Source organism: Amycolatopsis sp. WGS_07 (assembly GCF_045278895.1).
Lineage (GTDB): Bacteria > Actinomycetota > Actinomycetes > Mycobacteriales > Pseudonocardiaceae > Amycolatopsis.
In genome coordinates this window covers 8085866-8112493 of the sequence record NZ_CP136053.1, presented here as the reverse complement: position 1 = coordinate 8112493, position 26628 = coordinate 8085866, and the positions used below count along the sequence as shown (strand labels likewise).

Annotated in this window: 24 protein-coding genes and 3 pseudogenes; 18 read left to right on the top strand and 9 right to left on the bottom strand. The window is 71.4% G+C overall.

Features of this window, described 5'->3' with window-relative positions; translation table 11 throughout:
• Positions 1-80 precede the first annotated feature (80 nt).
• A pseudogene (locus RPX00_RS38050) lies at positions 81-1519 on the bottom strand (bifunctional phosphatase PAP2/diacylglycerol kinase family protein).
• Positions 1520-1724: 205 nt separating this feature from the next.
• Between RPX00_RS38050 and pafA the strand changes: the two are divergent.
• The 13 genes and pseudogenes from pafA (at position 1725) to RPX00_RS37985 (ending at position 15533) form a co-directional block, all read left to right on the top strand.
• Entirely contained in the window at positions 1725-3083 is a 1359-nt protein-coding gene (gene pafA / locus RPX00_RS38045; RefSeq protein ID WP_378304617.1) for a Pup--protein ligase, read from the top strand.
• Positions 3084-3270: 187 nt separating this feature from the next.
• A complete protein-coding gene (locus RPX00_RS38040) occupies positions 3271-4299 on the top strand; it encodes a WD40/YVTN/BNR-like repeat-containing protein (protein WP_406632783.1) in 1029 nt (342 codons plus the stop codon).
• 156 nt (positions 4300-4455) lie between these two features.
• Positions 4456-5448 carry a helix-turn-helix transcriptional regulator gene (locus tag RPX00_RS38035; protein ID WP_406632781.1) on the top strand — a complete coding sequence of 331 codons (993 nt, stop codon included), beginning with the start codon at positions 4456-4458 and terminating at the stop codon, positions 5446-5448.
• Positions 5445-6424, top strand: a pseudogene (locus RPX00_RS38030) (helix-turn-helix transcriptional regulator). Before RPX00_RS38035 ends, RPX00_RS38030 begins: the two are co-directional and overlap by 4 nt.
• A 10-nt stretch (positions 6425-6434) precedes the next feature.
• Positions 6435-6647: a bacteriophage holin gene (locus RPX00_RS38025; protein ID WP_406632780.1), complete on the top strand. Its 213-nt coding sequence runs from the start codon at positions 6435-6437 to the stop codon at positions 6645-6647.
• Positions 6648-6684: 37 nt separating this feature from the next.
• The gene (gene tatA / locus RPX00_RS38020) at positions 6685-7020 is read left to right on the top strand and encodes a Sec-independent protein translocase subunit TatA (protein ID WP_406632778.1); all 336 of its coding nucleotides are present in this window, start codon (positions 6685-6687) and stop codon (positions 7018-7020) included.
• Between the two features lie 88 nt (positions 7021-7108).
• Positions 7109-8083 carry a twin-arginine translocase subunit TatC gene (gene tatC / locus RPX00_RS38015; protein WP_406632776.1) on the top strand — a complete coding sequence of 325 codons (975 nt, stop codon included), beginning with the start codon at positions 7109-7111 and terminating at the stop codon, positions 8081-8083.
• Positions 8083-8973 carry a diacylglycerol/lipid kinase family protein gene (locus RPX00_RS38010; RefSeq protein WP_406632774.1) on the top strand — a complete coding sequence of 297 codons (891 nt, stop codon included), beginning with the start codon at positions 8083-8085 and terminating at the stop codon, positions 8971-8973. The genes tatC and RPX00_RS38010 overlap by 1 nt, the downstream gene beginning before the upstream one ends.
• A gap of 51 nt (positions 8974-9024) precedes the next feature.
• Entirely contained in the window at positions 9025-11790 is a 2766-nt protein-coding gene (locus RPX00_RS38005; protein WP_406632772.1) for a DEAD/DEAH box helicase, read from the top strand.
• Positions 11791-11917: 127 nt separating this feature from the next.
• Positions 11918-12598 carry a DUF4333 domain-containing protein gene (locus tag RPX00_RS38000; protein ID WP_406632770.1) on the top strand — a complete coding sequence of 227 codons (681 nt, stop codon included), beginning with the start codon at positions 11918-11920 and terminating at the stop codon, positions 12596-12598.
• Positions 12599-12650: 52 nt separating this feature from the next.
• Positions 12651-13850, top strand: a complete 1200-nt coding sequence (locus RPX00_RS37995) for a GNAT family N-acetyltransferase (protein WP_406632768.1) — start codon at positions 12651-12653, stop codon at positions 13848-13850.
• A 37-nt stretch (positions 13851-13887) separates the two neighbouring features.
• A complete protein-coding gene (locus RPX00_RS37990; protein ID WP_406632766.1) occupies positions 13888-14274 on the top strand; it encodes a DUF4333 domain-containing protein in 387 nt (128 codons plus the stop codon).
• A 41-nt stretch (positions 14275-14315) separates the two neighbouring features.
• Positions 14316-15533: a GNAT family N-acetyltransferase gene (locus RPX00_RS37985; protein ID WP_406632765.1), complete on the top strand. Its 1218-nt coding sequence runs from the start codon at positions 14316-14318 to the stop codon at positions 15531-15533.
• A gap of 39 nt (positions 15534-15572) precedes the next feature.
• On the opposite strand, the gene RPX00_RS37980 is transcribed toward RPX00_RS37985, so the two are convergent.
• Positions 15573-16517, bottom strand: a complete 945-nt coding sequence (locus RPX00_RS37980; protein ID WP_406632763.1) for a 5'-3' exonuclease H3TH domain-containing protein — start codon at positions 16515-16517, stop codon at positions 15573-15575.
• 162 nt (positions 16518-16679) lie between these two features.
• Between RPX00_RS37980 and RPX00_RS37975 the strand changes: the two genes are divergently transcribed.
• From RPX00_RS37975 to RPX00_RS37960, 4 genes and pseudogenes are all read left to right on the top strand, one after another.
• Positions 16680-17822 (top strand): M24 family metallopeptidase, encoded by a 1143-nt coding sequence (locus RPX00_RS37975; RefSeq protein WP_406632761.1) that lies wholly within the window; start codon positions 16680-16682, stop codon positions 17820-17822.
• Positions 17823-17886: 64 nt separating this feature from the next.
• The gene (locus RPX00_RS37970; RefSeq protein WP_009078207.1) at positions 17887-18339 is read left to right on the top strand and encodes an Lrp/AsnC family transcriptional regulator; all 453 of its coding nucleotides are present in this window, start codon (positions 17887-17889) and stop codon (positions 18337-18339) included.
• A 31-nt stretch (positions 18340-18370) separates the two neighbouring features.
• Positions 18371-18599: pseudogene (locus RPX00_RS37965) on the top strand (hypothetical protein).
• On the top strand, positions 18586-18885 hold the full coding sequence (locus RPX00_RS37960; RefSeq protein WP_406632759.1) for a hypothetical protein: 300 nt from the start codon (positions 18586-18588) through the stop codon (positions 18883-18885). The pseudogene RPX00_RS37965 and the gene RPX00_RS37960 overlap by 14 nt, the downstream one beginning before the upstream one ends.
• A gap of 355 nt (positions 18886-19240) precedes the next feature.
• On the opposite strand, the gene RPX00_RS37955 is transcribed toward RPX00_RS37960, so the two are convergent.
• Both RPX00_RS37955 and RPX00_RS37950 read right to left on the bottom strand, forming a co-directional pair.
• Complete coding sequence (locus tag RPX00_RS37955) at positions 19241-20317, bottom strand: GDSL-type esterase/lipase family protein (RefSeq protein WP_406632757.1); 1077 nt, start codon at positions 20315-20317, stop codon at positions 19241-19243.
• A 100-nt stretch (positions 20318-20417) separates the two neighbouring features.
• A complete protein-coding gene (locus RPX00_RS37950) occupies positions 20418-21851 on the bottom strand; it encodes an amidase (RefSeq protein WP_406632755.1) in 1434 nt (477 codons plus the stop codon).
• A 120-nt stretch (positions 21852-21971) separates the two neighbouring features.
• Here RPX00_RS37950 and RPX00_RS37945 point away from each other — a divergent pair, with 120 nt between their 5' ends.
• Positions 21972-22574, top strand: coding sequence for a TetR/AcrR family transcriptional regulator (locus RPX00_RS37945; protein ID WP_406632754.1), 603 nt, complete (start codon positions 21972-21974; stop codon positions 22572-22574).
• Here RPX00_RS37945 and RPX00_RS37940 read toward each other — a convergent pair.
• From RPX00_RS37940 to RPX00_RS37920, 5 genes are read right to left on the bottom strand one after another with little or no spacing between them, the layout of a single operon-like run.
• Positions 22552-23760 carry an RNA polymerase sigma factor gene (locus RPX00_RS37940; RefSeq protein ID WP_406632752.1) on the bottom strand — a complete coding sequence of 403 codons (1209 nt, stop codon included), beginning with the start codon at positions 23758-23760 and terminating at the stop codon, positions 22552-22554. The genes RPX00_RS37945 and RPX00_RS37940 overlap by 23 nt on opposite strands.
• The gene (locus RPX00_RS37935; RefSeq protein WP_406632750.1) at positions 23757-24095 is read right to left on the bottom strand and encodes a YciI family protein; all 339 of its coding nucleotides are present in this window, start codon (positions 24093-24095) and stop codon (positions 23757-23759) included. The genes RPX00_RS37940 and RPX00_RS37935 overlap by 4 nt, the downstream gene beginning before the upstream one ends.
• A gap of 16 nt (positions 24096-24111) precedes the next feature.
• Positions 24112-24822 (bottom strand): SDR family oxidoreductase, encoded by a 711-nt coding sequence (locus RPX00_RS37930; RefSeq protein WP_406632748.1) that lies wholly within the window; start codon positions 24820-24822, stop codon positions 24112-24114.
• On the bottom strand, positions 24819-25673 hold the full coding sequence (locus tag RPX00_RS37925) for an oxidoreductase (RefSeq protein ID WP_406632746.1): 855 nt from the start codon (positions 25671-25673) through the stop codon (positions 24819-24821). Before RPX00_RS37925 ends, RPX00_RS37930 begins: the two co-directional genes overlap by 4 nt.
• A 40-nt stretch (positions 25674-25713) precedes the next feature.
• The gene (locus RPX00_RS37920) at positions 25714-26532 is read right to left on the bottom strand and encodes a helix-turn-helix transcriptional regulator (RefSeq protein WP_406632745.1); all 819 of its coding nucleotides are present in this window, start codon (positions 26530-26532) and stop codon (positions 25714-25716) included.
• Between the last annotated feature and the right edge of the window lie 96 nt (positions 26533-26628).

Here is a 26628-nt window from a genome sequence, read left to right as displayed (position 1 = left end):
GGGAGGCGGCGTTCACGAAGCGATGCCCGGCCGGGCGTCCCCGGAGGGACCTTAGGGCACAACCCGGCCTGGAGCCACGGTCAGGAAGCGCTGTCGGGATTGCGGTACACGGTCAGCGCGCTCGGCCGCGACCGGAACCGGAACTCCCGCCCCAGCGGGCCGACCTCGCCGTCGGTCGCGACCCGGCGGTTGCCGTCGAGCAGCCGCACGTGCAGTTCCGGCAGGTCCCGCTGCCGGTAGACGTGGCTCGCGTGCAGGCTGTTGGTGAGGCTCGCGAGCACGAACCGGACCCGCGACCAGCGCACGTCCGCCCGCACGTAGCGGACGTCCAGCAGACCGGTGTCGAGCGCCGGCCGGCGCGAGGGCGCGAAGCCCTTCGGCGCGTACGTGCCGTTGCCGACGAAGATCAGCCACACCTGCGTCGGCTTCCCGTTCAGCAGGACCCGCAGCGGTTTCGCGTGCCGCATCACCCGCACGAGCGCGATCGCCGCCGACGGCCACTTCGGGTACCGGCTCTGCAGCTTTTCCCGCAGCCGCACCATTTCCGGGTACCCGCCGAGGCTGGCGGTGTTCACGAACCAGCGGTGCCCCGGCTCGCCGGAACCGTCGATCTCGACCTCCGCGAGATCGATGCCGACCGCGTGCCCGCCCTCGGTCGCCTCGTCCGCGTCCGGCATCGAGCGGACCCCGACGTCGCGGGCGAAGTGGTTGAGCGTCCCGGCCGGGATGAGCGCCAGCGGCAGCCCGCGCTCGGCGGCGACCGACGCGACGGCCGCGACCGTGCCGTCCCCGCCCGCCACGCCGAGCGCGCGGACCGAGCCGTGCGCTTCGATCTCGTCGGCGAGCTGGTCGCGCAGGTCCCGCGTCGGGTCCGGATAGATCAGCGACGCCTTCGGCCACGCGTAGCGGACGTCCTCGGTCGGGTCCTGGCCGTTGACGCCCGAATGCGGGTTCACCAGCGCCAGCATGTCCTCGCCGTCGCGCATCTCCGGCGCTTCGGCCGCGTGGGCGGTGCGGGCGCGGACATCCGGGTGCAGCGGCCACCAGTGCCGGGTCAGCACCGCGATCCCGGTCCCGATCGCCAGCCCGGCGGCGACGTCGCTCGGCCAGTGCACGCCGGTGTGCACCCGCGAGTACGCGACCGCCCCGGCCAGCGGGACGACGGCGAGCCCGGCGCGCGGCGATTCCATCGCGACCGCGGCCGCGAACGCGGCGGCCGAAGCCGAATGCCCGGACGGGAACGACGAGGACGTCGGCCGTTTGCGCAGCTGACGGTGCGCGGGCACTTCCTCCTCGGCCGGACGGCGGCGCGGGAACAACGGCTTCGCGACCAGGTTCGCCGCGGCGCTCGCCCCCGCGATGGCGGCGATCCCGCGCAGCGCGCCCCGCCGCGCCGGGCCCTTCCGCACCGCCAGCGCGGCCGCCACGCCCCACCAGAGCCGCGATTTGTCCGCACTCCGGGACAACGCGGTCACCACGTCGTCGGCCCGCGTGCGGGGAGCGCCGCACTGCGCCGCATCAGCGCCCGATCGCGCCGCCCCACCTGCCGGAATGCCCGCCCGACCTGCTGGAACACCCTCGTCCACCTCCGCTGGCCGAGCCGGGCCCGCGACCGGCCCCGGCGACCGGTTTCCGCCGCAATGTCACCAGTTGCAACGTACCGACCGCGTGTCGCCGCCCGAACGGCGCACCTTCGGCGGGGGTCCAGCGCCTACTCTGGTGGGATGCAGCGGCGGATCTTTGGCATCGAGACCGAGTTCGGGGTCACGTGCACCTTTCACGGCCAGCGCAGGCTCTCCCCCGACGAGGTCGCGCGCTATCTCTTCCGGCGGGTCGTCTCGTGGGGACGCTCGTCCAACGTGTTCCTGTCCAACGGCTCCCGGCTCTACCTCGACGTGGGCTCGCACCCGGAGTACGCGACGGCCGAGTGCGACGACCTGACCCAGCTCGTCACCCACGACAAAGCAGGCGAACGGATCCTCGAGGACCTCCTCGTCGACGCCGAGCGCAGGCTCGCCGACGAGGGCATCGGCGGCGACATCTTCCTGTTCAAGAACAACACCGACTCGGCGGGCAACTCCTACGGCTGCCACGAGAACTACCTCGTGACCAGGGCCGGCGAATTCTCCCGGATCGCCGACGTCCTGCTCCCGTTCCTCGTCACCCGCCAGCTCATCTGCGGCGCGGGCAAGGTCCTGCAGACCCCGCGCGGCGCGGTGTACTGCCTCTCCCAGCGCGCCGAGCACATCTGGGAGGGCGTCTCCAGCGCCACCACCCGGTCCCGGCCGATCATCAACACCCGCGACGAACCGCACGCCGACGCCGAACGGTACCGGCGCCTGCACGTCATCGTCGGCGACTCCAACATGGCCGAGCCCACCACCATGCTCAAGGTCGGGTCGGCGCATCTGGTGCTCGAGATGATCGAGGCCGGGGTGCAGTTCCGCGACTTCACGCTGGACAACCCGATCCGGGCGATCCGCGAGATCAGCCACGACCTGACCGGGCGGCGGCAGGTCCGGCTGGCCGGCGGGCGGGAGGCTTCGGCGCTGGACATCCAGCGGGAGTATCACGCCCGGGCGGTGCAGCATTTGAAGGAGAACGGGTCCACGCCGGCCAACGAGCGGGTGGTGGAGCTGTGGGGGCGGGCGCTGGAGGCGGTCGAGGAGCAGGACTTCAGCAAGATCGACACCGAGATCGACTGGGCGATCAAGCATCGGCTGGTGGAGCGGTACCGGGCCAAGCACGACCTGGATCTGTCCAGTCCTCGGGTGGCTCAGCTGGATCTGGCGTACCACGACATTCGGCGTGGGCGCGGGGTTTTTGACCTGCTGCAGCGGAAGGGGCTGGTGCGGCGGGTTACCGATGACGGGGAGATCGAGGCGGCTAAGGACACTCCGCCGCAGACGACTCGGGCGAAGTTGCGTGGGGACTTCATCGCGGCGGCGCAGGCTGCTGGGCGGGACTTCACGGTGGACTGGGTGCATCTGAAGCTGAACGATCAGGCGCAGCGGACTGTGCTGTGCAAGGACCCGTTCCGGGCTGTGGATGAGCGGGTGGAGAGGTTGATCGGCTCGCTGTAATTTTGGCGTCGGCTCCGCCGCCGCGGCGGGATCGCCTTTAAGTCGGCGTCTGACCGAGCGGGGTGCTGGGCCCGGAGGGCCGGGCACCCCGCTCGGTCAGACGCCGACGCGATCCCGCGTTGTGGTCGAGTGAGCCGGGGCTGGGAACCGACGAAAGTTGCCAGCTGGGTGCGGCAGGATTTGGCCTATGCGAGCGGTTCTGGTGCTGGTGGCTGTGGTGTCGGTGTTGCTGGGTGGGGTTGCGGCGGCGGCTGAGTTGCCGTCTTGGCGGGTTTTGTCTACGGGGACGGCGGCGCAGTTTCGGGGGTTGTCTGCGGTTAGTGGGCGGGTCGCTTGGGTTAGCGGGACTCAGGGGACTGTGTTGCGGACGGTGGACGGCGGGCGTAGTTGGAGTGCTGTGGGGCCGCCTGACGCGGCGAAGCTTGAGTTTCGGGATATTGAGGCGTTTGACGACCAGCGGGCTGTGGTGTTGTCGATTGGGCCTGGGGCGGATTCTCGGGTTTATCGCACTGAAGATGGCGGGCGTAGCTGGCGGCAGACGTTCAGCAATCCTGATGCCGCGGCGTTTTACGACTGTCTTGCGTTCTTTGATCCTTGGCGCGGGCTGGCGATGAGCGATCCCGTCAACGGGCGGTTTCGGGTGCAGGCCACGGTTGACGGCGGGCGCAGCTGGCGGCAGGTGCCGGACGACGCGTTTCCGGCTGCGGAGCCGGGGGAGGCTGGGTTCGCTGCCAGTGGGCAGTGCGTTGCGACGTCTGGGCCGTTTGACGCTTGGCTGGCTACTGGTGGTGGGGCGCATGCGCGGGTGCTGCACTCCGGGGACGGCGGGCGGCATTGGGCTGCCAGTGACACGCCGTTGCCTAGCAGTGCGTCGGCTGGGGTGTTCGCGGTGGCGTTTCGGACGCCTTGGCAAGGGGTGGCGATCGGCGGGGACTACGCCAATCCGACCGCGGCTGGTCCTGCGGTGGCGTTGAGTCACGACCGCGGGCGGACCTGGCGGACGCCGACTGAGTATCCCCGCGGCTATCGGTCTGGGCTTGCTTGGCGTGGTGGGACGGTGCTGGCTGTGGGGCCTGGGGGCAGTGACCTCAGCCGGGATGGCGGGCGGCGTTGGGTCTCGTTCGACAGCGGCAGTTTCGACACCGTGGATTGCACGTGGGGCGGGGCTTGCTGGGCCAGCGGGGTCAAGGGGCGGGTGGCGAAGCTGGTGCCGTAGGGCGAAACCGATCCGGGGGTCAGTGCGGTCCGGCGCGGCGCTGGGTGACGAGGGCGGGTGCGAGGGGTCCCGTCGCTCGCGGGCGGTGCTACCTGGGGCGACGCGCGCGGGGCGGACCTCGCGATCGCTCGGGGCGGGGAGAGCTAGAGTCGTCTGGTGTCCACCGCACGTGCCGAACGGCTGGTCAACCTCGTGCTGGCCCTGCTCTCCACCCGGCAGTACCTGACCGCGGAGCGGATCCGCGGCATCGTGCCGGGATACGCCGACGCGGCCAGCGACGACGCCTTTTTCCGCACCTTCGAGCGGGACAAGACCGAGTTGCGGGAGCTGGGCATCCCGCTCGAGACCGGCCGCAACTCCGTCTTCGACCCCGTCGAGGGGTACCGCATCGCCCGCCGCGACTACGAACTAGGCGAGATCGACCTCGCCCCGGACGAGGCCGCGGCGGTCGGGCTCGCGGTCCGGCTGTGGGACTCGCCGGAACTCACCGGGCAGGCCCAGGGCGCGCTGGTGAAGCTGCGCGCGGCCGGGGTCGAGGTCGACGACCAGGCTCCGACGGTGATCGAGCCTCGGGTGCGGGCGGAACCGGCGTTCGCGCCGATGCTCGCCGCGGTCCAGGCCGGGCAGGCGGTGCGGTTCGAGTACCGGCGCAGCGGGTCGCCTGAGCGGCGCATCCGCACCCTCGAACCGTGGGGCGTCGTGTCGTGGCGCGCCCGCTGGTACGTCGTGGGGCACGACCGCGACCGCGACGCGCCTCGGTGCTTCCGGCTCTCTCGCGTCACCGGGAAAGTGACGGCGATCGGGAAGCCGGGCGCGGTGGCGCGGCCCGAGGGCGTCAACCTGATGCAGCTCGTGTCCGTCACCGGCGGCAGCGAGGACCCGGCCCCGGTCACCACCGCGCGGTTGTGGATCGCCGACGGCCGGGCGGCGGGGGTTCGCCGGCGCGGGGACGTCGTCGGACGCGAGACCGTCGCGGGGGAGGAAGGCGACGTGATCGAGATCGGGCTGTACTTCCCCGAATCGGCCGCCGACTGGATCGCCGCGCAGGGACCGGACGTGCTCGTGCTCGAACCGGACGTGCTGGCCAAGTCCGTGCAGCACCGGCTCGAGGCCGTGCTCGCCCGCGCGGGACAGGGGAGCGTGCGATGAGCGCGTCCGGCGAACGCATGCCGCGCCTGCTCGCGCTGGTCCCGTACCTGTTGGCCCGGCCGGGCATCCGGATCGACGAGGCCGCGCAGGACTTCGACGTCACCCCCCGCCAGCTGCGCAAAGACCTCGAACTGCTGTGGATGTGCGGTCTGCCCGGCTACGGCCCCGGCGACCTGATCGACCTGTCCTTCGAGGGCGACACCATCGTCGTCACCCACGACGCCGGGATGAGCCGCCCGCTGCGCCTCACCGGCGGCGAAGCCACCGCGCTGCTGGTCGCGCTGCGCGCGCTCGCCGAAACCCCGGGCGTGGCCGACGGCGACGCGGTCCGCCGCGCCATCGCGAAAATCGAGGACGCCGCCGGGCAGGCCCGCCCGGCCGGGGTCGTCGTCGGGGAGGAGTGCGCGAAGGAGCCCGCGCCGCCCGCACCCGCGAGACCGTCTCCGGCGCGCTGCAAGACGGCCGCGCGCTGCGGATGCGCTACTACACCGCGTCGCGGGACCAGATCACCGAACGCACCGTCGACCCGATGCGGCTGGTCATCGTCCAGGGCGTCGGCTACCTCGAAGCGTGGTGCCGGCGCGTCGAAGGCGTCCGCCTCTTCCGGCTCGACCGGGTGGACGACCTCACCGTATTGGACGAACCCGCCGCTCCGCCCGCCCACGCGCGGCCCACCGACCTGTCCGACGGCGTCTTCTCCGCCCGTCCCGATCAGCGGGTCGCGCATCTCGTGCTCGACCCCGACGCCCGCTGGGTCGCCGAGTACTACCCGTGCGAGGAACTCGACGAACTCGACGGCGGCCGCCTGCGCATCGCCATGCGCTACAGCGACGAGCCGTGGATGGTCCGCCTCGTGCTCAGCCTCGGCGGGGAAGCCCAGGTGGAGAGCCCCGCCACACTCGCCGAGGCAGTCGGTCGCCGGGCCGCCGACGCCGTGGCGCGTGCCCGTCACCTCACGTCCATCTCCGACCGATAAGGTGGTTTCAGTGCCGTACCTGCCCGTCTATGTGCTGCTCGCGGCCGGCCTGCTCGTCCTGGCCCTGCTGCTGGTACGGACCGCCGGAGTCTTGCGCCGCTTCCGCCGCACCATGAGCATGGTCAGTGCGGACACCCACGACCGGACCGGACTGATCCGGGCCCGGTCCGCGGCACTCCGTGTGGCCGTGGCCGAACGCCGCCCGGCGCCCGGCAACAAGTAACATCGGCACAGACCCCAGACAAGGAGGGCAGGCGACCATGAACGCGCTGCAGCCGTGGCACATCATCGTTCTGGTGCTCGTGGTGGTTCTGCTGTTCGGAGCGAAGCGGCTCCCGGACGCGGCCCGGTCCATCGGCAAGTCCATGAAGATCTTCAAGGCCGAGACCAAGGACCTCACGGGAGAGCAGAAGGCGGAGGCCGAAGCCGAGTCCGCCGACACCCGGCACATCGCCCCGCCGGCCCCTCCCGCCCCCGCGCCGTCCGCCCAGACCGCGCAGGACAAGCAGGTCGCCGATCTCCAGCGCCAGCTCGACGAACTGAAGAAGCAGCAGGCGGCCGCCCCGGCCGACCAGCCGCAGAAGAACGCGAGCTGACCCTCCGCGCGCACCACCCGGTCCCCGGTCCACGGAGGCGCGCCGGCGCGGCGCGCCCCGCTGGGCTCTGACGAGAACGGAACGACCAGTGGCGGAAGCCGCCAACGGCAACGGCAGCCGGTCCAGCAAGCGGAGCCGGCGCAGCCGTCGGAAGAACCCCGACGGCACGATGACGCTCATCGAGCACATCTACGAGTTCCGCCGCCGCCTCGGCTGGGCGGTCGTCTTCATCGTCATCGGCGCGATCTTCGGGTTCATCTGGTTCGGCCAGCGCTTCGGGCCGATCCCGTCGCTCGGCGACATCATGACCCACCCGTACTGCGCCATCCCGGCCTCGCAGCGGTTCGGCGGCGAAACCGGCTGCCGCCTGCTGCAGACCGTTCCGTTCGAAGTGTTCATGCTCCGCCTGAAGGTCGGCGTCGCGGCGGGCGCGGTCCTGCTGTCCCCGGCCTGGCTCTACCAGCTGTGGGCGTTCATCGCCCCCGGCCTCTACTCCAAGGAGCGCAAGTACGCGCTCACCTTCGTCGGCTTCGCCTCGGTGCTCTTCGCCGCCGGCGCGGTGCTGGCGTACCTGCTGGTCCCGCACGCGCTCGCGCTGCTCGCCGGCTTCGGCCAGGACCAGTTCGTCACCGCGCTCACCGGTGACAAGTACATCTCCTTCATCCTGTCGCTGCTGGTCATCTTCGGCGTCAGTTTCGAGCTGCCGCTGCTCGTCGTGATGCTCAACCGCGTCGGCGTGGTCAAGTACCAGCAGCTCAAGAAGTGGCGCCGCGGCATCGTGTTCGCGCTGTTCGTGTTCGCCGCGTTCGCCACGCCCGGCTCGGACCCGTTCTCGATGCTCGGCCTCGCCGGTGCGCTCACCCTGCTGTTCGAGCTGGCCATCCAGATCGCCCGCTTCCACGACCGCAAGCTCGACCGCGCCCGCCAGGACGAGGGCTGGGACCAGCTCGCCGACGACGAGGCCGCGCCGTTCAGCTACACGCCGACCACCGCCGACGGCGAGGAACCGGCCGCCCCGCAGAGCCCGCCTGCCGGCCGCTCGTCCACCGACGACATCACCTGATGGGCCTGAACGCAGCACTGGCCGTGCACCCGGCCTCCGGACGCGGCGCCGCGGCCCGCCTCGCCGAAGTGGTCGCGGCGCGGCTCCGGCCCGCCGTCGACCGGCTCGACATCCTCACCGCCGGCAGCGTCGAGGAATCCCGCGCGCTCATGCGGTCCGCGCACGCCGAAGGCCTCGACGCGCTGATCGTCCTCGGCGGCGACGGCGCGGCCCACCAGGGCGTCCAGTTCTGCGCCGACCACGGCGTCGCGCTCGGCCTCGTCCCCTCCGGCACCGGCAACGACTTCGCCCGCGCCCTCGGCGTCCCGGCCGACCCCCGCGCCGCCACCGACGCCCTCGCGAAAGCCCTGCAAGCCGGGCACCGCCGCAGCGTCGACCTCGGCCGCGCCGGCGACACCTGGTTCGCCACCGTGCTCTGCGCCGGCTTCGACGCCGCCGTCAACGCCCGCGCGAACGCGATGCGCTGGCCCGCCGGACCCCGCCGCTACGACCTCGCGATCCTCGCCGAACTCGCCGCGTTCCAGCCCCGCCCGCTCGTCGTGCACACCGACCACGGCACCTTCTCCGGCGACTCCAGCCTCATCGCCGTCGGCAACACCCCGTACTACGGCGGCGGCATCCCGATCTGCCCCGACGCGACCCCCGACGACGGCCTCTTCGACGTCACCGTCATCGGCGCGCCCGGCCGCGCCCGCCTGCTCCGGATGCTCCCGCACCTGCGCACCGGCGAACACGTGCACAAGCCCAGCGTCGAGACCTTCCGCACCCGCACCCTGCGCATCGAAGCACCCGGCTGGCCCGTCTACGCCGACGGCGAAGACCAAGGCCAGGCACCGGTCGAAGCGACCTGCGTGCCCTCCGCGCTCACGGTCGTCGCGCCCACGCCGTGACCGGCGGCACGCCGCGTGCGGAATGTCGGGGGCGTATGAAACCCTGACGGAGTGGCCACTAGCCCTTCACCATCGCCGGCCGAGGCCTACGCTGCCTCCCGTCGCCGCGCCAAGCACCCCCAGCTGACCCGGTTTTCCGCCGAATCGGCCTTCGAATTCGACGATTTCCAGATCCGCGGCTGCGAGGCGCTCGAAGAAGGCCACGGCGTCCTCGTCTGCGCCCCCACCGGAGCGGGCAAGACCGTGGTCGGCGAGTTCGCCGTCCACCTCGCCCTCGCCGAGGGCCGCAAATGCTTCTACACCACGCCGATCAAGGCACTGTCGAACCAGAAGTACGCCGACCTCGTCGACCGCTACGGCAACGACGCCGTCGGCCTGCTCACCGGCGACACCTCGATCAACGGCAACGCCCAGGTGGTCGTCATGACCACCGAGGTGCTGCGCAACATGCTCTACGCGGGCAGCTCCGCCATCCCCGAACTCGGCTACGTCGTCATGGACGAGGTCCACTACCTCGCCGACCGCTTCCGCGGCGCGGTCTGGGAGGAAGTGATCCTCCACCTGCCCGAGCACGTCCGCGTCGTCGGCCTCTCCGCCACCGTCAGCAACGCCGAGGAGTTCGGCGAATGGCTCGTCGAGGTCCGCGGCGACACCGCCGTCGTCGTCGACGAGCACCGGCCGGTCCCGCTGTGGCAGCACATGCTCGTCGGCAACCAGCTGCTCGACCTGTTCGCCGGCCAGAACGAGGCCGACCCGGGCGAACAACTGCGGATCAACCCGACCCTGCTGCGCAAAACCGACGACATGGGCCGGTTCGCGCCCAACTTCCGCGGACCCCGCGGCGGCCGCCGGGGAGCCCCGCCGCGCGGGCCCCGGTTCCGCCCGCCGTCCCGCGTCGACGTCGTCGAACGGCTCGACCACGCCGGGCTGCTGCCCGCGATCGTGTTCATCTTCTCCCGCGCCGGCTGCGACGCCGCGGTCGCCCAGTGCGTCCGCTCCGGCCTGCGGCTCAACGGCCCCGAACAGGTCGAGGAGATCCGCCGCATCGTCGACGAGCGCACCGCTGAGCTGCCCGAGGGCGACCTCGGCGTCCTCGGCTACTGGGAATGGCGCGAGGCCCTCGAACGCGGCTTCGCGGGCCACCACGCCGGGCTGCTGCCCGCGTTCAAGGAGACCGTCGAGGAACTGTTCGTCCGCGGCCTGGTCAAGGTCGTGTTCGCCACCGAAACCCTCGCGCTCGGCATCAACATGCCCGCCCGCACCGTCGTGCTCGAACGGCTCGTGAAATACAACGGCGAGGCGCACGTCGACCTCACCCCGGGCGAATACACCCAGCTCACCGGCCGCGCCGGGCGCCAGGGCATCGACATCGAAGGCCACGCCGTCGTGTCCTGGCAGCCCGGCGTCGACCCGAAGGCCGTCGCGGGCCTCGCCTCCACCCGCACGTACCCGCTGCGCTCGTCGTTCCGGCCCGGCTACAACATGGCGGTCAACCTGGTCTCCCAGGTCGGCGCGGACGCCGCCCGCGACCTGCTGGAACAGTCGTTCGCGCAGTTCCAGGCCGACCGGTCGGTGGTCGGCACCGCGCGCCGGATCGAACGCAACAAGGAAGCCCTCAAGGGCTACACCGCCGCGATCTCCGGCGATTTCGACCAGATGCTCGAGTACGTCGAACTCCGCGCGCAGATCTCCGCCCGAGAGAAGACCCTGTCGCGGCAGAACACGTCCTCCCGCCGCGCCGAAACCGCCCAGTCGCTGGAAAAACTCCGCAAGGGCGACGTCATCGCGGTCCCGGCCGGCCGCCGCGCCGGGCTCGCCGTGGTCGTCGACCCCGGCCTCGACCCGATCCGCGAACCGCGGCCGGTCGTGGTCACCGAGGACCGCTGGTCCGGGCCGCTGTCGGTGTCCGACTTCCCGGCCCCGGTCGAGGCGCTCGGCCGGATCAGGCTGCCCAAGCACATCGAACTGCGCTCGCCCAAGACCCGCCGCGACATCGCCTCGTCGCTGCGCAACGCCGGCATCGCGCTGCCCGGACGGCAGCGCCGCCGCACCGCGGCCGCCGACGACGCCGAACTCGCCTCGCTGCGCCGCGCCCTGCGCGCCCACCCCTGCCACGGCCTCGCCGAACGCGAGGCCAACCTCCGCTGGGTCGAGCGCTACCAGCGGCTTTCCGCCGAAACCGAACAGCTCGAACGCAAGGTCGCGGCCACCACGCACTCCCTGGCCCGCGCGTTCGACCGGATCCTGCGGCTGCTCGGCGAACGCGGTTACGTCCGCCCCGGCGACGGCGAGGACCGCGTCACCGAACACGGCCGCCGCCTCACCCGCCTCTACAGCGAATCCGACCTGCTCGCCGCCGAATGCATCCGGCACGGCGTCTGGACCGGCCTCGGCCCGGCCGAACTCGCCGCCGTCGTGTCCACGCTCGTGTTCGAAGCCCGCCGCGACACCGCGGGCGAACCCCGCCTCCCCGGCGGCGCGGTCCCCGGCGCGTGGCAGGAAACCAGCAGGCTGTGGGTCGAACTCACCGAGGACGAACGCCGCCACCGCCTCGACCGCACCCGCGAACCCGACGCCGGCTTCGCGTGGCCGGTCTACCGCTGGGCCCGCGGCGAATCCCTGGAGAAGGTCCTCACCGCGGCCGAGACCAACGGACAGGAACTGTCCGCGGGCGACTTCGTCCGCTGGTGCCGCCAGGTCATCGACCTGCTCGACCAGGTCCGCGACGTCCTCGGCAAGGAGGATCCGGTCGGCTCGGCCGCCGCGCAAGCGGTGAAGGCGCTGCGCCGCGGCGTCGTGGCGGCGGGCGCGGCGTGACCGTCAGGGCACACCTTCGTAGCGACTGCGCGCGGACAGGTGTGCTAGGTCCAGACCTGTGGTTGGATCGCGCACGACACCCGCGGCCGGGCCTGCGGATGCGGACACACGAAGGCGGAGGCTAACGATGAGCACGCCGTATGGCGGCAACGACCCGCGGCAGCAGCCCCAGTACGGGCAACAGCCCTACGGCCAGGACCCGCAGTACGGGCAGCAGCCGGGCGGCGCGTACCCGCAGAGCGGGCCGCAGCAGCAGCCGTACCCGCCCCAGCAGTACGGACAGCAGCCCTACGGTCAGGACCCGCAGTACGGCCAGCAGCCCGGCGGCTACCCGCAACAGCAGCAGCCACAGCAGCCGCAGTGGGGTCAGCAGCCGCCGCCGTACGGGCAGCAGCCTTACGGCCAGCAGCAGTACGGCGGCCAGCAGCCCGGCCAGTACGACTACGGCCAGCCCGGCGGCGCCGCCCCGGAATCCTCCGGCGGCGGGTCGAAGAAGGGCCTGTTCATCGGGATCGGCGCGCTCGTCGTCGTGGTCGCGGTCGTGGCGATCCTCGGCTTCGTCGCGCCCGGCTTCTTCAAGACCCAGGTCTTCAACAACACCCAGATGCAGACCGACGTCGCGAAGCTGCTCACCGACACCTACAAGATCCCCGGCGTCAGCGGCGTCACCTGCCCGGCCGAGCAGAAGGTGGAGGACGGCGCGAAATTCGAATGCACCGCCACCATCAACGGCAAACCGCAGCAGGTCCCGATCACCGTCAAGGGCACCGACGGCAACTACGAGGTCTCGCCGCCCGCGGCCAAGTGACGCGATTCAATTCGGTGGCGGCCGGGCGGCCGACCCGGCGATGATCGGGGGCATGAGCGACCGCACCGTCCGCATCCTCCGTCCCGACGAACAGCGCGCGGCCTGGGACCTGTTCCGGGCCGCGCTGCACGTCCAGCCGGGCACCGACGAGGAATGGGAGCGCGTCTCCGCGGCGTACTCCGCCGAACGCAGCTGGGGCGTGTTCGAACCCGACCTGATCGGCACCGCGCGGTCGTTCGACGCGGAAATGGTCGTCCCCGGCGGAGCACGGCTTCCGCTCGCCGCGGTCACCGGAGTCGGCGTCCGCGTCGGACGCACCCGGCGCGGCGTGCTCAGCGCGCTGCAGGCCGCGCAGCTGGCGGACTTCGCCGAACGCGGCGTCGCGCTCGCTTCGCTGTACGCGTCGGAAGGCACGATCTACGGCCGCTACGGCTACGGAATCGCGACGCTCGCGAAGCGGGTCGTGGTGGACAAGCACCGCGCGCAGCTGCGCCCGGACGTGCCGGCCGGGGGAGAGGTCACCGTCCTCGGCATCGACGAAGCCGCCCCGAAATGGCCCGAACTGTACGCGGCGACCGCGATGGGCCGCGTCGCCGCGATGACCCGGTCCGACGTCTACTGGCCCGGCTACGAAGCGCAGACCCGCCGCCGCGCGAAACTGGTCCAGACCGCCGTGCACCGGGGCCCGGACGGCGTCGACGGCTACCTGACCTACTACGTCGAGGAAGACGCCAACGACCACGCGAAACTGCAGGTGCTGGCGCTCCACTACGCCAACCCGGCCGCGTTCGCCGGACTGTGGCGGTTCCTGCTGTCGGTCGACCTGGTCGACGAGATCGTCCTCCCGATGCGCCCGCTCGACGAACCGCACGCGCTCCTGTTCACCGACCCCCGGGTCGCGAAAACCGAACGCACCAACGACGAAAGCTGGCTGCGGCTGGTCGACGTCCCCGCCGCGCTCGCCGCCCGCACCTACGGACCGGCCGAACCCGTCGTCCTCGAAGTCTCCGACCCGTCACTGCCCGGCAACGACGGCCGCTACCGCGTCGGCCCGGACGGTGCCTCCCTCACCGAAGAGGAACCCGCGCTGCGGCTCTCGGTGGACACCCTCGCGATGCTCTACTTCGGAACCTGGCGCGCGTCGTCGCTCGCGGGCACCGGCCGGATCGAGGTGCTCGACCCGGCCGCGCCGGCGGCCGCCGACGTTCTGTTCGGCACGCGCGAATCGGTGTGGTGCGGTACGTTCTTCTGACCGTTGACCAGAGGTTTCGCGCAGAGGAGCGGGTTTGATGCGCGCCGTGCGGGTGCTGCTGTTGTGCGGCTTGGGAATCCTCGCCGCCGCGGGCTGCGACAGCGGGACGCCCCCGCCCGCGGTCCACACCGTCACTGTCACGCCGAGCAGCCCCGCGCAGCCGGGCGTCGCGCCGTCGTCCGCGCCGCCGTCCTCCGGCGCGATGCGGGTCTTCGACTCCCGGGCGATGGCCTCGGCGGTCACCCGGCTCCTCACCACCGACTACAAGATGGCGGACGTCGGCCCGGTGTCCTGCCCGGACCGCCAGCCCGTCGCCGACGGCTCGCACTTCCAGTGCACTGTGGACATCGCGGGCACGACGAAACACGTCCCCATCACGGTGACCGGTGCGGACGGCAAGTACAAGGTCGACCCGCCGCGGTAAATCCGATAGCCGTGCGGCGGCGGCATTGGTTCAATCGGGTCATGAGCGACTACGTGGTCCGCCCGATCACCGAAGAAGAATGCCGTCCGACCTTCGACCTGCTGGTGCGGTCCCTGCACGGAAACCCGCCGCCGGACGAGCGCTGGGAGCGGGTCCGGGAATCCTGGACGGCGGACGGGCGGACCGGCGCGTTCCACGACGGCGAACCGATCGGCATCGCCAGCTCCTTCGCCACCACGCTCGCCGTCCCCGGCGGCGGCGCCGTGCCGATGGCCGCGGTCGACGGCGTCGGCGTCCGCGCGGACTGGACCCGCCGCGGCGTGCTCACCGCGATGATGGACACGCAACTGCACGACTTCGCCAAACGCGGCTTCCCCGTCGCCGCGCTGCACGCGAGCGAAGCGCTGATCTACGGCCGGTTCGGCTACGGCGTCGCGACCCGCATGGCCACCATGCAGGTCAAGAAACCCGCCCCGCTGCGCGAGGGTGTCGCCGCCCCCGGCCGGGTCCGGCTGCTGTCCACCGACGAGGCGATCGACACGATGCCCGCGCTGTACCGGAGCATGGACGTCCGCCGCCCCGGCACGATCGCCCGCCCGGACCTGTGGTGGCCGATCGCGTTCAACTGGCATCTCTACGCCGACGGCGGCCACCATCGCGTCGCCGTCCACACCGGACCCGACGGCGACGACGGTTTCGCCCGGTTCCTCGTCGTGCCGCAGAACACCTACCTCGACCCGGAACGCGGCGCCGCCCTCGAAATCCACGACCTGCACGCGGCGAACCCCGAAGCGCTCGCCGGTCTGTGGCGGTTCCTGCTCTCGGTCGACCTGGTCGAGGTCGTGAACGTCCGCGGCCGCCCGGTCGACGATCCGGTGGGCTTGCTGCTGGTCGACCCGCGCCGCGCGCAGACGATCGGCGTGGACGACGAACTGTGGCTGCGGCTGATCGACGTGCCGGCGGCGCTCGCCGCGCGCGCCTACGGCTCCGCGGAACCGGTGGTGCTGGAGGTGAACGACCGGATGCTGCCGGGCAACCGCGGCCGGTACCGGGTCGGCGGCGACGGCGTCGAACGCACCGAGGCCGACGCGGATCTGCAGCTCGACGTCGACACGCTGGCGATGCTGTACCTCGGCGGCTGGGAGGCCGGGCCGCTGGCGCTGTCCGGTCGGATCACCGGCGCCAGCGCGGAAACCCTGGCCCGGACGGACGCGCTGTTCCGCACCGGGACGCAGCCCTGGACCGGCACGCACTTCTGACCGGAAGAGGGGTTCCAGCGCTCGCTGGAACCCCTTCGGTCACGCTTTCGGCAGCGCCGCCAGCAGCCGCTCCACCGAGCGGCCCAGGTTCCAGCGCTCCGCCAGCGCCGCGACCCGCTCCGGATCGGCGGGCGCGGTGGGCACCGCGTCCGGCCCGGACTGCTCGACCGGCGCGTCCACCGCGACCCGCACCACGGTCGGCGCGACCGCCAGGTAATCCGCCGCGTCGGAAAGCCGCAGCCGCGTTTTCAACGGCACCCGCGCGTCCCCGGCCGAGGCCGCGGCGACGAGTTCCTCCAGCGAACCGAACTGGGTGATCAGCTTCGCCGCGGTCTTCTCGCCGATCCCGGCGACCCCGGGCAGCCCGTCCGACGGGTCGCCGCGCAGCGCGGCCATGTCGGCGTACGCGGGCCCGGCGTGTTCGGCCGGCACGCCGTACTTCTCGGCGATTTCCCGCTGCCCCAGCACTTCCGCCTTCGCCCAGCCCTTCCCGACGTAGACGACCGACGTCGGCGTCGGCTCCTCGCGCACCAGCTGGAACAGGTCGCGATCGCCGGTGATCACCTCGACCGGCGCGTCCCTCTCCCGCGTGGCGAGCGCGCCGATCACGTCGTCCGCCTCGTACCCGGCGGCCTCCGCGACGGCGAACCCGAACGCCTCCAGCACCTCCAGGATGATCGGCACCTGCGGCGTCAGCGTGTCGGGCACCTCCTCGACGTCCGCCCCGCCGTCCCCGGGCTCGGCGACCCGGTGCGCCTTGTAGCTCGGCAGCAGATCGGTGCGGAACTTCGGCCGCCAGTCCGCGTCGAGACAGGCGACCAGCCGCGACGGACGGCGGTCGGCGAGGATGCGCGCGATCGTGTCGGTGAACCCGCGCACGGCGTTGACCGGCGTCCCGTCGGGTGCGGTCATGGAATCGGGCAGCGCGTAGAACGAGCGGAAGTAGAGGCTCGCGGAATCGAGGAGAGCGAGTGGTCCGGTCACCCGCACAGCCTGCCACGTCCGGCCCGCCGCCCGCGCCGGATCGCGGTGTCGCGGACCGGGTGTGTCGTGGCGCCGGGGACTTCGCCGAGGTAGCCGGGGCGGCGCGCCGGGTTGGGGAGGACGGGCGGGCTCCGCCGGGAGGCCGGTACTAGGCTCGGCGTCATGTCGAGCCGATCCATCCACACGCCCGCCCCCGACGCCGCCGCGCTCCGCGCCCGTCTCGACCGCGCCGCGAAAGCGGCCGCCGCCGCCGGCACCGACGCGCTGCTCGTCGCGCCCGGATCCGACCTGCGGTACCTGCTCGGCCAGGCGGGCGGCTCGTTCGAGCGGCTGACCACCCTCGTCGTGCCCGCCGACGGCACCCCCGCGCTCGTGGTGCCGAAGCTGGAGGCCCCCGGCTACGCCGGCGTGCCCACCGACGACCTCGGCGTCGAGGTGCTCACCTGGGTCGACGGCGACGACCCGTACCGGCTGGTCGCCGACCGGCTCGGCAAGCCCGGCCGGATCGCGGTCAGCGACTTCACCCCGGCGCTGCACGTGCTGTCCCTGCGCGCCGCGTTCGGCGACGCCGAGCAGACCCTCGCCGGCCCGATCGTGCGCGAGCTGCGGATGCGCAAGGACGCCGCCGAGATCGACGCCCTGCGCAAGGCGGGCGCGGCGATCGACCGCGTGCACGCGCGGATGGGCGAGTGGCTGCGCGCCGGCCGCACCGAGGCCGAGGTCGGCGCGGACATCACCGCCGCCATCGTCGAAGAGGGCCACACGCACGCCGACTTCGTCATCGTCGGCTCCGGCCCCAACGGAGCCAGCCCGCACCACGACGTGTCCGACCGCGTCATCGAACGCGGCGACGTCGTCGTGATCGACATCGGCGGACCGGTGCCCGAGGGCTACAACTCCGACTCCACCCGCACCTACTCCATCGGCGAACCCCGCGACGCCGACGTCGCCGAGACCTACGCCGTGCTGCAGCGCGCGCAGCAGGCCGCGGTCGACGCCGTCCGCCCCGGAGCCACCGCCGAGAGCATCGACAAGGCCGCGCGCGACGTCATCGACGCCGCCGGCTTCGGCGAGTACTTCATCCACCGCACCGGCCACGGCATCGGCCTCGACGTCCACGAGGAGCCCTACATCATCGCGGGCAACGCGCTGCCGCTCGAGGCGGGCATGGCGTTCAGCGTCGAGCCGGGCATCTACCAGCCCGGCCGCTGGGGCGCCCGGATCGAGGACATCGTGCTCGTCACCGAATCGGGCGTCGAGCCGGTGAACACGCGTCCGCACGAACTGGTCGTGCTGGACGCATGAGCGCAGCTCGCGAGCGAATCGCCTCCCGGACAGCCAGCGGGAAACTCCTCGAGGAGGCGACGGCATGAGCGGGCCGCTGGAACCGCTCGACCAGGCGATCGTGCAGGAGCTGGCCGCCGACGGCCGGCGCAGCTTCACCGACCTCGCCGAACGGGTCGGGCTGTCGGTGTCGGCGGTGCACCAGCGCGTCCGCAGGCTCGAACAGCGCGGCGTCATCCTCGGCTACACCGCCCGCCTCGACGGCGAGCAGATCGGCCTCCCGCTCACCGCGCTGATCTCGCTCACCCCGAACGACCCCGCCGCGCCCGACGACTACCCGCAGCGGATCCAGCACATCACCGAGATCGAGTCCTGCTACTCGGTCGCCGGCGACGAGTCCTACATCCTGCTGGTGCGGGTCGCGTCGCCGCTCGGCCTCGAGGACCTGCTCCGGCGGATCCGCGAGGCGGCGAAAGTGTCCACCCGGACCACGGTCGTGCTGTCCACGCCGTTCGAGGGGCGGTCGCCGACGCTGTGACAGTGGTGGTGGCGGTGGTACGGTAAATGGTATGGCGACACGTAAGGTGACACTCTCGCTCGACAGTGGCGCGCTCGAGTACGCCGAGCGGGCTGCTAAAGCGCACGGTATTTCGGTCTCGTCCTGGCTGTCGAAGGCGGCTCGGCGCGAGGCGGTTCGGACTGGGTATACCCCGCAGCGGGCTCCTGCCGCGCCTTCTGGCTGAGGCGGATGAGGCGGAGCGGGCGGCTGCGGAGAAGGAGATGCGTGCGCAGGGGTGAGGTCTGGACTTACCACCCGCCGACGGATCCGGCTCGGCAGCGGACTGTGGTGCTGCTGTCGTCGGACGGGGTGAATGAGTCGGAGCGGCCCTGGTTGCTGGGGACTGAGCTGTTGGATCGGGATCCTCAGGATATTTTGGGGGTCGCGGTGGATGCTCGGTATTGGGTTTCCACGTTGAATCTGACCCGGTTGTATCGGCCTTGGCTGGCGGAGCGGGTGGCTGAGGTGGATGCCGGGGTTCAGGAGCAGATCGATGTGGCGTTGAGGGCTGCGTTGGATCTTTGAGGTGTTGTGCGTTTCGGCTCGTCGCCTGGGGCGACATTGCTTTGGGCTGGTGTGGGGCACCCCGAAGTTTCATTGTGACTACGGCGCGGGAGTGCTTGTCAAGGCGGGAAAGATGCCTTGACAAGCACTCCCGCGCCGTGTTTTGGCTTCGTATCGGGGAGCGGGGGGTGTGGGTGCCTGGTTGGGTGGGTGCATCGGCGGCGGTTCTCAGCGGCGGGGCGTGAAGGACTCCTTGAGGGAATCTGAGTCCGTGAAGGGGTCCCTCACGGCCGGGTGGGGCGGCGGTTGGGCGTGAGGGGAACCCTGGGGGAATCAGGGGGTGTGAGGGTGGCTCTCACGAAATTGGGCCGGGGGGTCAGCTGACGGGTTCTGGGACTGCGTGGAGTTTGCCGTCTGGGCCGGACTGGCAGGAGGCGTTGCCTTGGCGGGTGGTGAGGAAGTCGGTTAGGCAGTCGGCGATGGCGGCGTGGCCTGCGGCGTTGGGGTGGAAGGATTCCTGCAGGGCGTGCGTCGCGCGGTCTACCTGGGTCAGGTCGCTCAGGTGCAGGGTCAGGCGGGTGAACCATTCCGTCGCCGGGTTGGGGCCGCCGGAGCAGGCTTCGTGGTTTTCTCCTGCTCTTGCCAGGTCCAGGAAACGGGCGCCGGATTGTGCGGCTGCTTGCTTGATTCCCGCGGACAGCGTGGTGATTCCGGCGGTGGAAATCCACTGCAGGTCGTCGGTGCGGAAGGGGCAGCCGTTGAGGCTTTGCAGATCCAGGGGGATGTCCGGGCCGACCGGGGTTGCGTAGGACTGCAGGACCAGTTGGTAGTCGGCGGGGACGTAGCCGGCGTCGGCCAAGACCTTTTTCACGTCGCCGACCGCGTTTGTCACCTTCGGGACCATTGCGTCCACTTTGGACTTCCAGGTTTCCTTCAGAGCCACGTTGCAGGACGGGCCGCCGGCGGAGAACCAGGCTTTGAAGCATTCGCTGACTTGGGCGGAGAACTTCGGGTCGTCGTTCGCGCCTACGGCGATGACTACCGCTGCGACGCGATGATTTTTAATCACGTCGGCCAATTGTGCGGCTTGGGAGCGTTCGCCCCATTGTTTCGCGTCGCCCAGGGCTACCTGTGCGGCGGGGGCGCCTGAGCAGGCCAGGTTGACCCGGGCGGTGACGCCGGGGATGCGGACCTTCTCCACGAACGCGGCCGACGAGCGGTGGCACCAGTCGCCGTTTCGGCCGTCGGTGTCGGGGCTGTAGGCGCCCGCGCCCTCGCCGGAGACGGTGCTGTCGCCGATCGCGACCACGGTCAGCGGGCCGCGTCCGGGCGGGCCCTGGCGCGGGAAAGGCTGGCCGGGGCGGCTTTCGGTGCCGAAGAAAACGAAGAAGCCCACGAGGACAGCCACGCAGGCCAGGACCAGCGTCCCCCACCACCACCGGAATCGTCGCATCGCTTGCCAAGTCTAGCGAGAACCGCAGCGACGACGGCGGAGTCTGGGGTGGCTGGGACGAGGGTCACCTGGGTCGACTGTCCACTGTGGACACCGAGAGCTATGCGCCTGCCCACACAGGGGGCTTGCGGTGGGTCCAGGGGGCGGCTTGTTCCAGTTGGCCGGCCAGGCGGAACAGCAGGTCCTCGCGCGCGTAGGCGGCGGTGAACTGCATGCCGATCGGCAGGTCGGCGGCGGTGGCCAGCGGGACGGACATCGACGGAACCCCTGAAACGTTCGCGGCGGCGGTGTAGGGGGAGCGGGTCAGGAGGCGGTCCAGCCAGCCTCGGCCGTCTAGGCGGTCCGCATCCTCGCCGTAGACGCCGAGGGGGACGGGCAGTTCGGGGAGGGTGGGGGAGAGGAGCAGGTCGTAGTGCTCGAAGTGCTGGGCGAAGGTGCGGGACACGCTGTTGCGGATCGCGAGGGCGCGGACGAACTCGTCGGCGGTGACCTGGTGTCCGTAGCGGTAGCTGGCCAGCACGACCGGTTCCAGGGTGGTCTCGTCCACCGGGCGGCCGGTCGCGGCGGCGATGCTGTCGATCCACGGGGCGAGGTTCGCGGTCCACATCCGGGCGTTGCCCAGGACGAACTCCTCCCATGAGACGCCTAGGTCGAGTTGGGTCTCTTCGACGTCGTGGCCGAGGGAGGCCAGCAGGCGCGCGGTTTCGGAGACGGCCGCGGAGACTGGTTCGGTCGGATGGAGGCCGCCCCAGGGCTGGCGCAGCAGTGCGATCCGGAGTTTGCCCGGGTCCGTTGTGGCCTCGTCGGCGTAGGGGCGCTCGGGGCGCGGGGCGGAGTACGGGTCGCCGGGCTCGGGGCCTTCGATCAGGTCCAGCAGCACGGCGCTGTCGCGCACGGTTCGGCTCAAAGCTCCTTGCACAGCCAGGCCGTTGAAGACCTCGTCCGCGCCCGGGCCCTGCGAAACCCGGCCTCGAGTCGGCTTCAGGCCGAACAATCCGTTGGCGGAAGCGGGAACGCGGATGGAACCCGCGGCGTCGGTGGCGTGCGCGATCGGGACGATCCCGGCGGCGACGGCGGCACCGGAGCCGCCGCTGGAGCCGCCGGCGCTGCGGTCCGGCGACCACGGGTTGCGGGTCGGGCCGTAGAACTCCCGTTCGGTCGTGGTGCTGTAGGCCAGTTCCGGTGTCGCGGTCCGGCCGATTGTGACCAGGCCGGCGCGGCGGAAGCGGCGCATCAGGAACGAGTCCTCCGCGGCGACCGAACCCGCGGCTAAGCGGCTGCCCAGTTCGCTGCGTTTGCCCGCCATCGTGACGCCGAGGTCCTTGATCAGGAACGGCACGCCTGCCAGCGGGGCGGAACCAGGGGCGGGGGTGTCCTCGGCGGCCCAGGTCTCGACTACCGCGTTGAGCTGCGGGTTAACCGCTTCGACCGCCCGTGCGGCCGCGTCGGCGACCTCGGCAGGCGTCACCTCGCCGCGCGCGATCAGCTCGGCTAGGCCGACCGCGTCGTGGCTCGCGTACTCGGAGATTTTCACTGCACACCTTTCGGGAGACTCAACCGTCTTGCGTGATACCGAGCGGTATCACGAGGAACGATTGTGTACCGTAGCCGGTGAAGCAGCGCAATGCCACCCCGGCTCGTGAAGGACGGACCGATGACCAGCACCTCCGCCCGGCGGCCGACGAGGGTCGCGACCCTGCCGCCCCGCGAGCGCATCCTCGACGCGGCCGAGGAACTGTTCCTCAACGAGGGCGTCGTCCGGGTCGGGGTCCAGGCCATCGCGGACCGCGCCGGGACCACGAAAATGGCGATCTACCGGCACTTCGGCACCAAGGACGCGCTCATCGCGGAATGGCTGCGGATCGTCGTGCACGACTACTCCGCGGCCTTCGACGCGGCCGAGCAGGCGCATCCGGGCGATTTCGCGGAGCAGATCCGCGCGGTCGGGCGGTTCATCGTCGACGGGCTGCCGGAGTTCTCCCACCGCGGCTGCCCGTTCACGAACTCGGTCGCCGAACTGCCCGATCCGGACCATCCGGCGCGGCGGCTGATCAGCGAGCACAAGACCCGGCAGTTCGGCAGGCTCCGGGCGATGTGCGAGGGGCTCGGCCTGGCCGACCCGGAGCTGGGCGCGGCGGAGCTGACGTTCGCGATGGAGGGGGCGCAGATCGCGGTGCAGAACGGCGGCGTCGAGAACGTCGGCGCGCACCTGACGAAGATCGTCGAAGGGGTGATCAGCCGGGGGAAGCCGGGCTGAGCGCGGCGCGTTTTCGTTGCAGGAGAAGGCGTTCGGCTTCGTTGGCGACGAGCCGGAGCGCTTCGTCGTAGGCCTCGGCGGCTTCGGCGGTCCGGCCGAGGCGGGCGAGCAGGTCGGCGCGCACGGCGTGGAACAGGTGCCGGTGGCCGAGGTTCAGACTGTCCACAATGGCCAGTGCGACGGCCGGGCCTTCGACCTCGGCGACCGCGACCGCGCGGTTGAGGGCGACGATCGGCGTCGGGGTCAGGGCGAGCAGCTGGTCGTAGAGGGCGAGGATCTGGACCCAGTCGGTGCCGTCGCTGTGCACGGCGTTGATCGCGGCCTGGAGCTGGTACGGGCCCGGGCGGTCGATCCGCAGGCACTGGCGGACCAGGTCTTGGCCCTCGGCGATCAGTGTCCGGTCCCAGCGGGCGCGGTCCTGGTCGGGCAGCAGCACCGGGATGCCGTCGGCGTCGAGCCGGGCGGCGCGGCGCGATTCGGTGAGCAGTTGCAGCGCGAGCAAGCCCAGTACCTCGGGTTCGTCCGGCAGCAGGGCGGACAGGACCCGGGTCAGGCGGATCGCTTCTGACGCGAGGTCCGGCCGGGTCAGCTCCGGGCCGGTGCTGGCGGTGTGGCCCTCGGTGAAGATCAGGTACAGCACGGCGAGGACGGCGTTGAGCCGCTCCGGGAGGTCCGCCTCATCGGGTACGCGGTAGGGGATGCGGGCGGCGCGGATCTTGGCTTTCGCGCGCACAAGCCTTTGTGCCAGCGTCGATTCCGGCACGAGGAACGCGTGCGCGATCTCGGCGGTGGTGAGCCCGCCCAGCAGCCGCAGCGTGAGCGCGACGCGGGCGGCGGTGTTCAGCGCGGGGTGGCAGCAGGTGAAGATAAGCCGGAGCCGGTCGTCGGGCACCGCGCCTTCGTCGAACGGTTCGTTGGCGTGCAGGAGCGCGGCCTGCGCGTGCCGGTCGGCGCGGCCCGATTCGCGGCGGAGCCGGTCGATCCCGCGGTTGCGCGCCGTGGTGATGAGCCAGCCCGCCGGACTCGGCGGGAGCCCTTCGGCGCGCCATTTCACGGTGGCGATCGCGCACGCTTCCTGGACTGCTTCCTCGGCGAGATCGAGGTCGCCGAAGACCCCGGTCAGCACCGAGACCGCGCGGCCGTGCTCGGCGCGGAACACCCGCTCGAGCACGGCCGTCGTGATCACTGGAACTCCCGGACTTCCACCGGCAACGTGGTGATCTCCGAGATCCGCCGCGCCCACTCGTCCGCCGCGGCCGGATCGGGCGCGGCGACGATGGTGAAGCCGCCCAGGTGTTCCTTGCCCTCGGCGAACGGCCCGTCGGTGTACAGGACGTCGTCGCCGGAGGCCCGGACCACCTTCGCGGCGTCCACCGGATGCAGCCCGCCCGAGAACACCCAGGCGCCGACGGCTTTCATCTCGTCGGTCACCGCGTCGAGGCGCGCCGCGATGTCCGCCAGCACGTCGGGTTCCGGGGTCCCGCTGTCGGGCTGGTAGATCCCGAGCAGGTACTGCGGCATGGGCGCCCTCCTTCGCTCAGCGTTGCCGGGCCGGGCGCACGATCATCTCGCTGACGTCGACGTCGGCCGGCTGGTCGAGAGCGTAGGCGATGGCGTCGCCGATGGCCTTCGGTTCGATGGCGTCCTTGCGGTAGATCCGCATGAACTCCTGGGTTTCCGGGTCGCTGATCGTGTCCGCCAGCTCGGAGGTCACGACGCCGGGGGAGACCGTGGTGACGCGGATCGACGGGTCGCATTCCAGCCGCAGGCCCTCGGTGATCGCCCACACCGCGTACTTCGTGCCGCAATAGACCGCGGCGGTCGGCGTGACCTGGTGCGCGCCGACGGACGCGACCGTCACGAAGTGGCCGCGGCGCTGGCGGGTGAAGTGCGGCAGCGCGGCGGAGATGCCGTGCAGGAGGCCCCGGATGTTGACGTCGATCATCCGGTCCCATTCCTCGACCAGTCCGGCGTCCAACCGGGACAGCGGCATTACCCCGGCGTTCGCGATGAACGCGTCGATCTCGCCGTGGTCGCGCACCGCGCGGTCCACGAAGTCGGTGACGTCGGCGCGGTCGGTCACGTCGAGGCGGTGGACTTCGATGCCTTCCGCGCTTTCGGCGAGTTGGGCCAGGCGGTCCTCGCGGCGCGCTCCGGCGATCACGTGCCAGCCGTCGGCGGCGAGGCGGCGGGCGGTGGCTTCGCCGATGCCGCTGCTGGCACCGGTGATCAGGGCGGTCTTGGTCATGCGGATTCCTTCGGGAAGTCGGCGGACAGGGTGACGTCGCGCCAGTCGTCGAACGTCTTGCGGAGGGTGTCGAGGCGGGCGGTGGCGATGTCGTAGGCGGCCTGGCCGAGCAGCAGGCGCAGCGGCGGCTCGGCGGAGGTGACGGCGTCGAGCACCGCGGTCGCGGCGCGGTCCGGGTCGCCGGGCTGCTTGCCGTAGGTGGCGAGCGTCGAGGTGCGGCGGGCACCCGCGGTCTCGGCGTAATCGTCGATGCGGATCGCGGATTCCCGCATCGACGGGCCCGACCAGTTGGTGCGGAACGCGGCCGGTTCGACGATCGTGACGCCGATGCCGAGCGGCCCGACCTCGGCGGCCAGCGACTCGGTGAAGCCTTCGACGGCGAACTTGGTCGCGTGGTAGTACCCGGTCGCACCGAACGCGGCCAGCCCGCCGAGCGACGAAACCGAAACGACGTGACCGCTGCGCCGCGCCCGCATTCCCGGCAGGACGGCGCGGGTCATTGCCATCAGGCCGAAAACGTTGGCTTCGAATAATGCGCGGATTTCGGTGTCCTCACCTTCTTCGACGGCGGCGAGATAGCCGTAACCGGCGTTGTTGACGAGCACGTCGATCTGGCCGAAAACGCTGTGTGCTTCGGCGACCGCGTTGGTGATCTGCTGCTGGTCGGTCACGTCGAGTGCGACGGCTACTGCGCGGCCGGGATGTGCGGCGACCAGGTCCGCGACGCGTTCTGGATCGCGGGCCGTCACGACTGCGCGCAGGCCGCGTTCGAGGACCGCGGTCGCGAGTGCGCGGCCGAGTCCGCTGGAGCAGCCGGTGATAAACCACACCGGTGCGTTGTTTTCAGACATGGAGATACCCCTGAAGTAATTCGGGAAATTGCGAAAAGTGTCAGCGGTCGCCGGCGGCGAGACTGCCGAGCAGGCCCAGCGCGGACTCCGACGGACTGCCCGGATCCGCTTGGTACACCACGAGTTGCTGGCCGGGCGCGCTGTTCACGGTCATCGATTCGTAGTGCAGGGTGAGCATGCCGACGAGCGGGTGCCGGAACCGTTTCGTCTCGTGCGTTTTCTGCCGGAGGTCGTGGCGCGCCCACAACCGGCGGAAATCGGCGCTCTTGAGCGACAGTTCGCCGACTGCCTCGATCAGGAGCGGATCGTCCAGATCGGTGCCCGCCGCCGACCGCAGTCCGCCGACGGTGTTGACCGCGACCTGCTCCCAGTCCGGATAGAACTCCCGCGCGTCCGGGTCGAGGAACACCAGCCGGAGCAGGTCGCCGCTGTGCTCGTGCCCGCCGAACAGCGCTTCGCCGAGCAGATTCGCCGCGAGCACGGTCATGGTCCGGCCGAGCACCACCGCAGGCGTCTGCGGCCACGCGTCCATCAGCTGCACCAGCCGAGGACTGACGCGTTCTTTCGCCGGACGGCGCCGGGCCCGCGGCTTCGGCCGGGCCAGCGAGTGCAAGTGCGCGAGCGCCTCGTCGTCCAGCTGCAGCGCCCGGCCGAGCGCGTCGACGACCTGGGCCGACGGCGTGCGCTCCCGGCCCTGCTCCAACCGGACGTAGTAGTCGGTGCTCACTCCGGCCAGCTGCGCGACCTCCTCCCGGCGCAGGCCGCTGACGCGCCGCCGGGTGTCGGCGAACCCGTCGGCCGGGGCGGTGATCCCGCGCCGGGCCCGCAGGAACTCGCCGAGGAGGTTGCTGTCGCTCATGGGACCAGGCTAGATCGGCGAGGGCGGCCGTGGGGGACGCAAAGGGGGTGTGGTTCTCCCACCCTGGCGGTACCCCGCCGCGCAGTGGTTCAAACC

Bases quoted from the DNA above. Each gene is read 5' to 3' on its own strand.
- pafA (WP_378304617.1), top strand. From the start codon at position 1,725: ATGCAGCGGCGGATCTTTGGCATCGAGACCGAGTTCGGGGTCACGTGC.
- RPX00_RS38040 (WP_406632783.1), top strand. From the start codon at position 3,271: ATGCGAGCGGTTCTGGTGCTGGTGGCTGTGGTGTCGGTGTTGCTGGGT.
- tatA (WP_406632778.1), top strand. From the start codon at position 6,685: ATGAACGCGCTGCAGCCGTGGCACATCATCGTTCTGGTGCTCGTGGTG.
- RPX00_RS38010 (WP_406632774.1), top strand. From the start codon at position 8,083: ATGGGCCTGAACGCAGCACTGGCCGTGCACCCGGCCTCCGGACGCGGC.
- RPX00_RS38000 (WP_406632770.1), top strand. From the start codon at position 11,918: ATGAGCACGCCGTATGGCGGCAACGACCCGCGGCAGCAGCCCCAGTAC.
- RPX00_RS37995 (WP_406632768.1), top strand. From the start codon at position 12,651: ATGAGCGACCGCACCGTCCGCATCCTCCGTCCCGACGAACAGCGCGCG.
- RPX00_RS37990 (WP_406632766.1), top strand. From the start codon at position 13,888: ATGCGCGCCGTGCGGGTGCTGCTGTTGTGCGGCTTGGGAATCCTCGCC.
- RPX00_RS37985 (WP_406632765.1), top strand. From the start codon at position 14,316: ATGAGCGACTACGTGGTCCGCCCGATCACCGAAGAAGAATGCCGTCCG.
- RPX00_RS37975 (WP_406632761.1), top strand. From the start codon at position 16,680: ATGTCGAGCCGATCCATCCACACGCCCGCCCCCGACGCCGCCGCGCTC.
- RPX00_RS37970 (WP_009078207.1), top strand. From the start codon at position 17,887: ATGAGCGGGCCGCTGGAACCGCTCGACCAGGCGATCGTGCAGGAGCTG.
- RPX00_RS37955 (WP_406632757.1), bottom strand. From the start codon at position 20,317: ATGCGACGATTCCGGTGGTGGTGGGGGACGCTGGTCCTGGCCTGCGTG.
- RPX00_RS37945 (WP_406632754.1), top strand. From the start codon at position 21,972: ATGACCAGCACCTCCGCCCGGCGGCCGACGAGGGTCGCGACCCTGCCG.
- RPX00_RS37935 (WP_406632750.1), bottom strand. From the start codon at position 24,095: ATGCCGCAGTACCTGCTCGGGATCTACCAGCCCGACAGCGGGACCCCG.
- RPX00_RS37930 (WP_406632748.1), bottom strand. From the start codon at position 24,822: ATGACCAAGACCGCCCTGATCACCGGTGCCAGCAGCGGCATCGGCGAA.
- RPX00_RS37925 (WP_406632746.1), bottom strand. From the start codon at position 25,673: ATGTCTGAAAACAACGCACCGGTGTGGTTTATCACCGGCTGCTCCAGC.
- RPX00_RS37920 (WP_406632745.1), bottom strand. From the start codon at position 26,532: ATGAGCGACAGCAACCTCCTCGGCGAGTTCCTGCGGGCCCGGCGCGGG.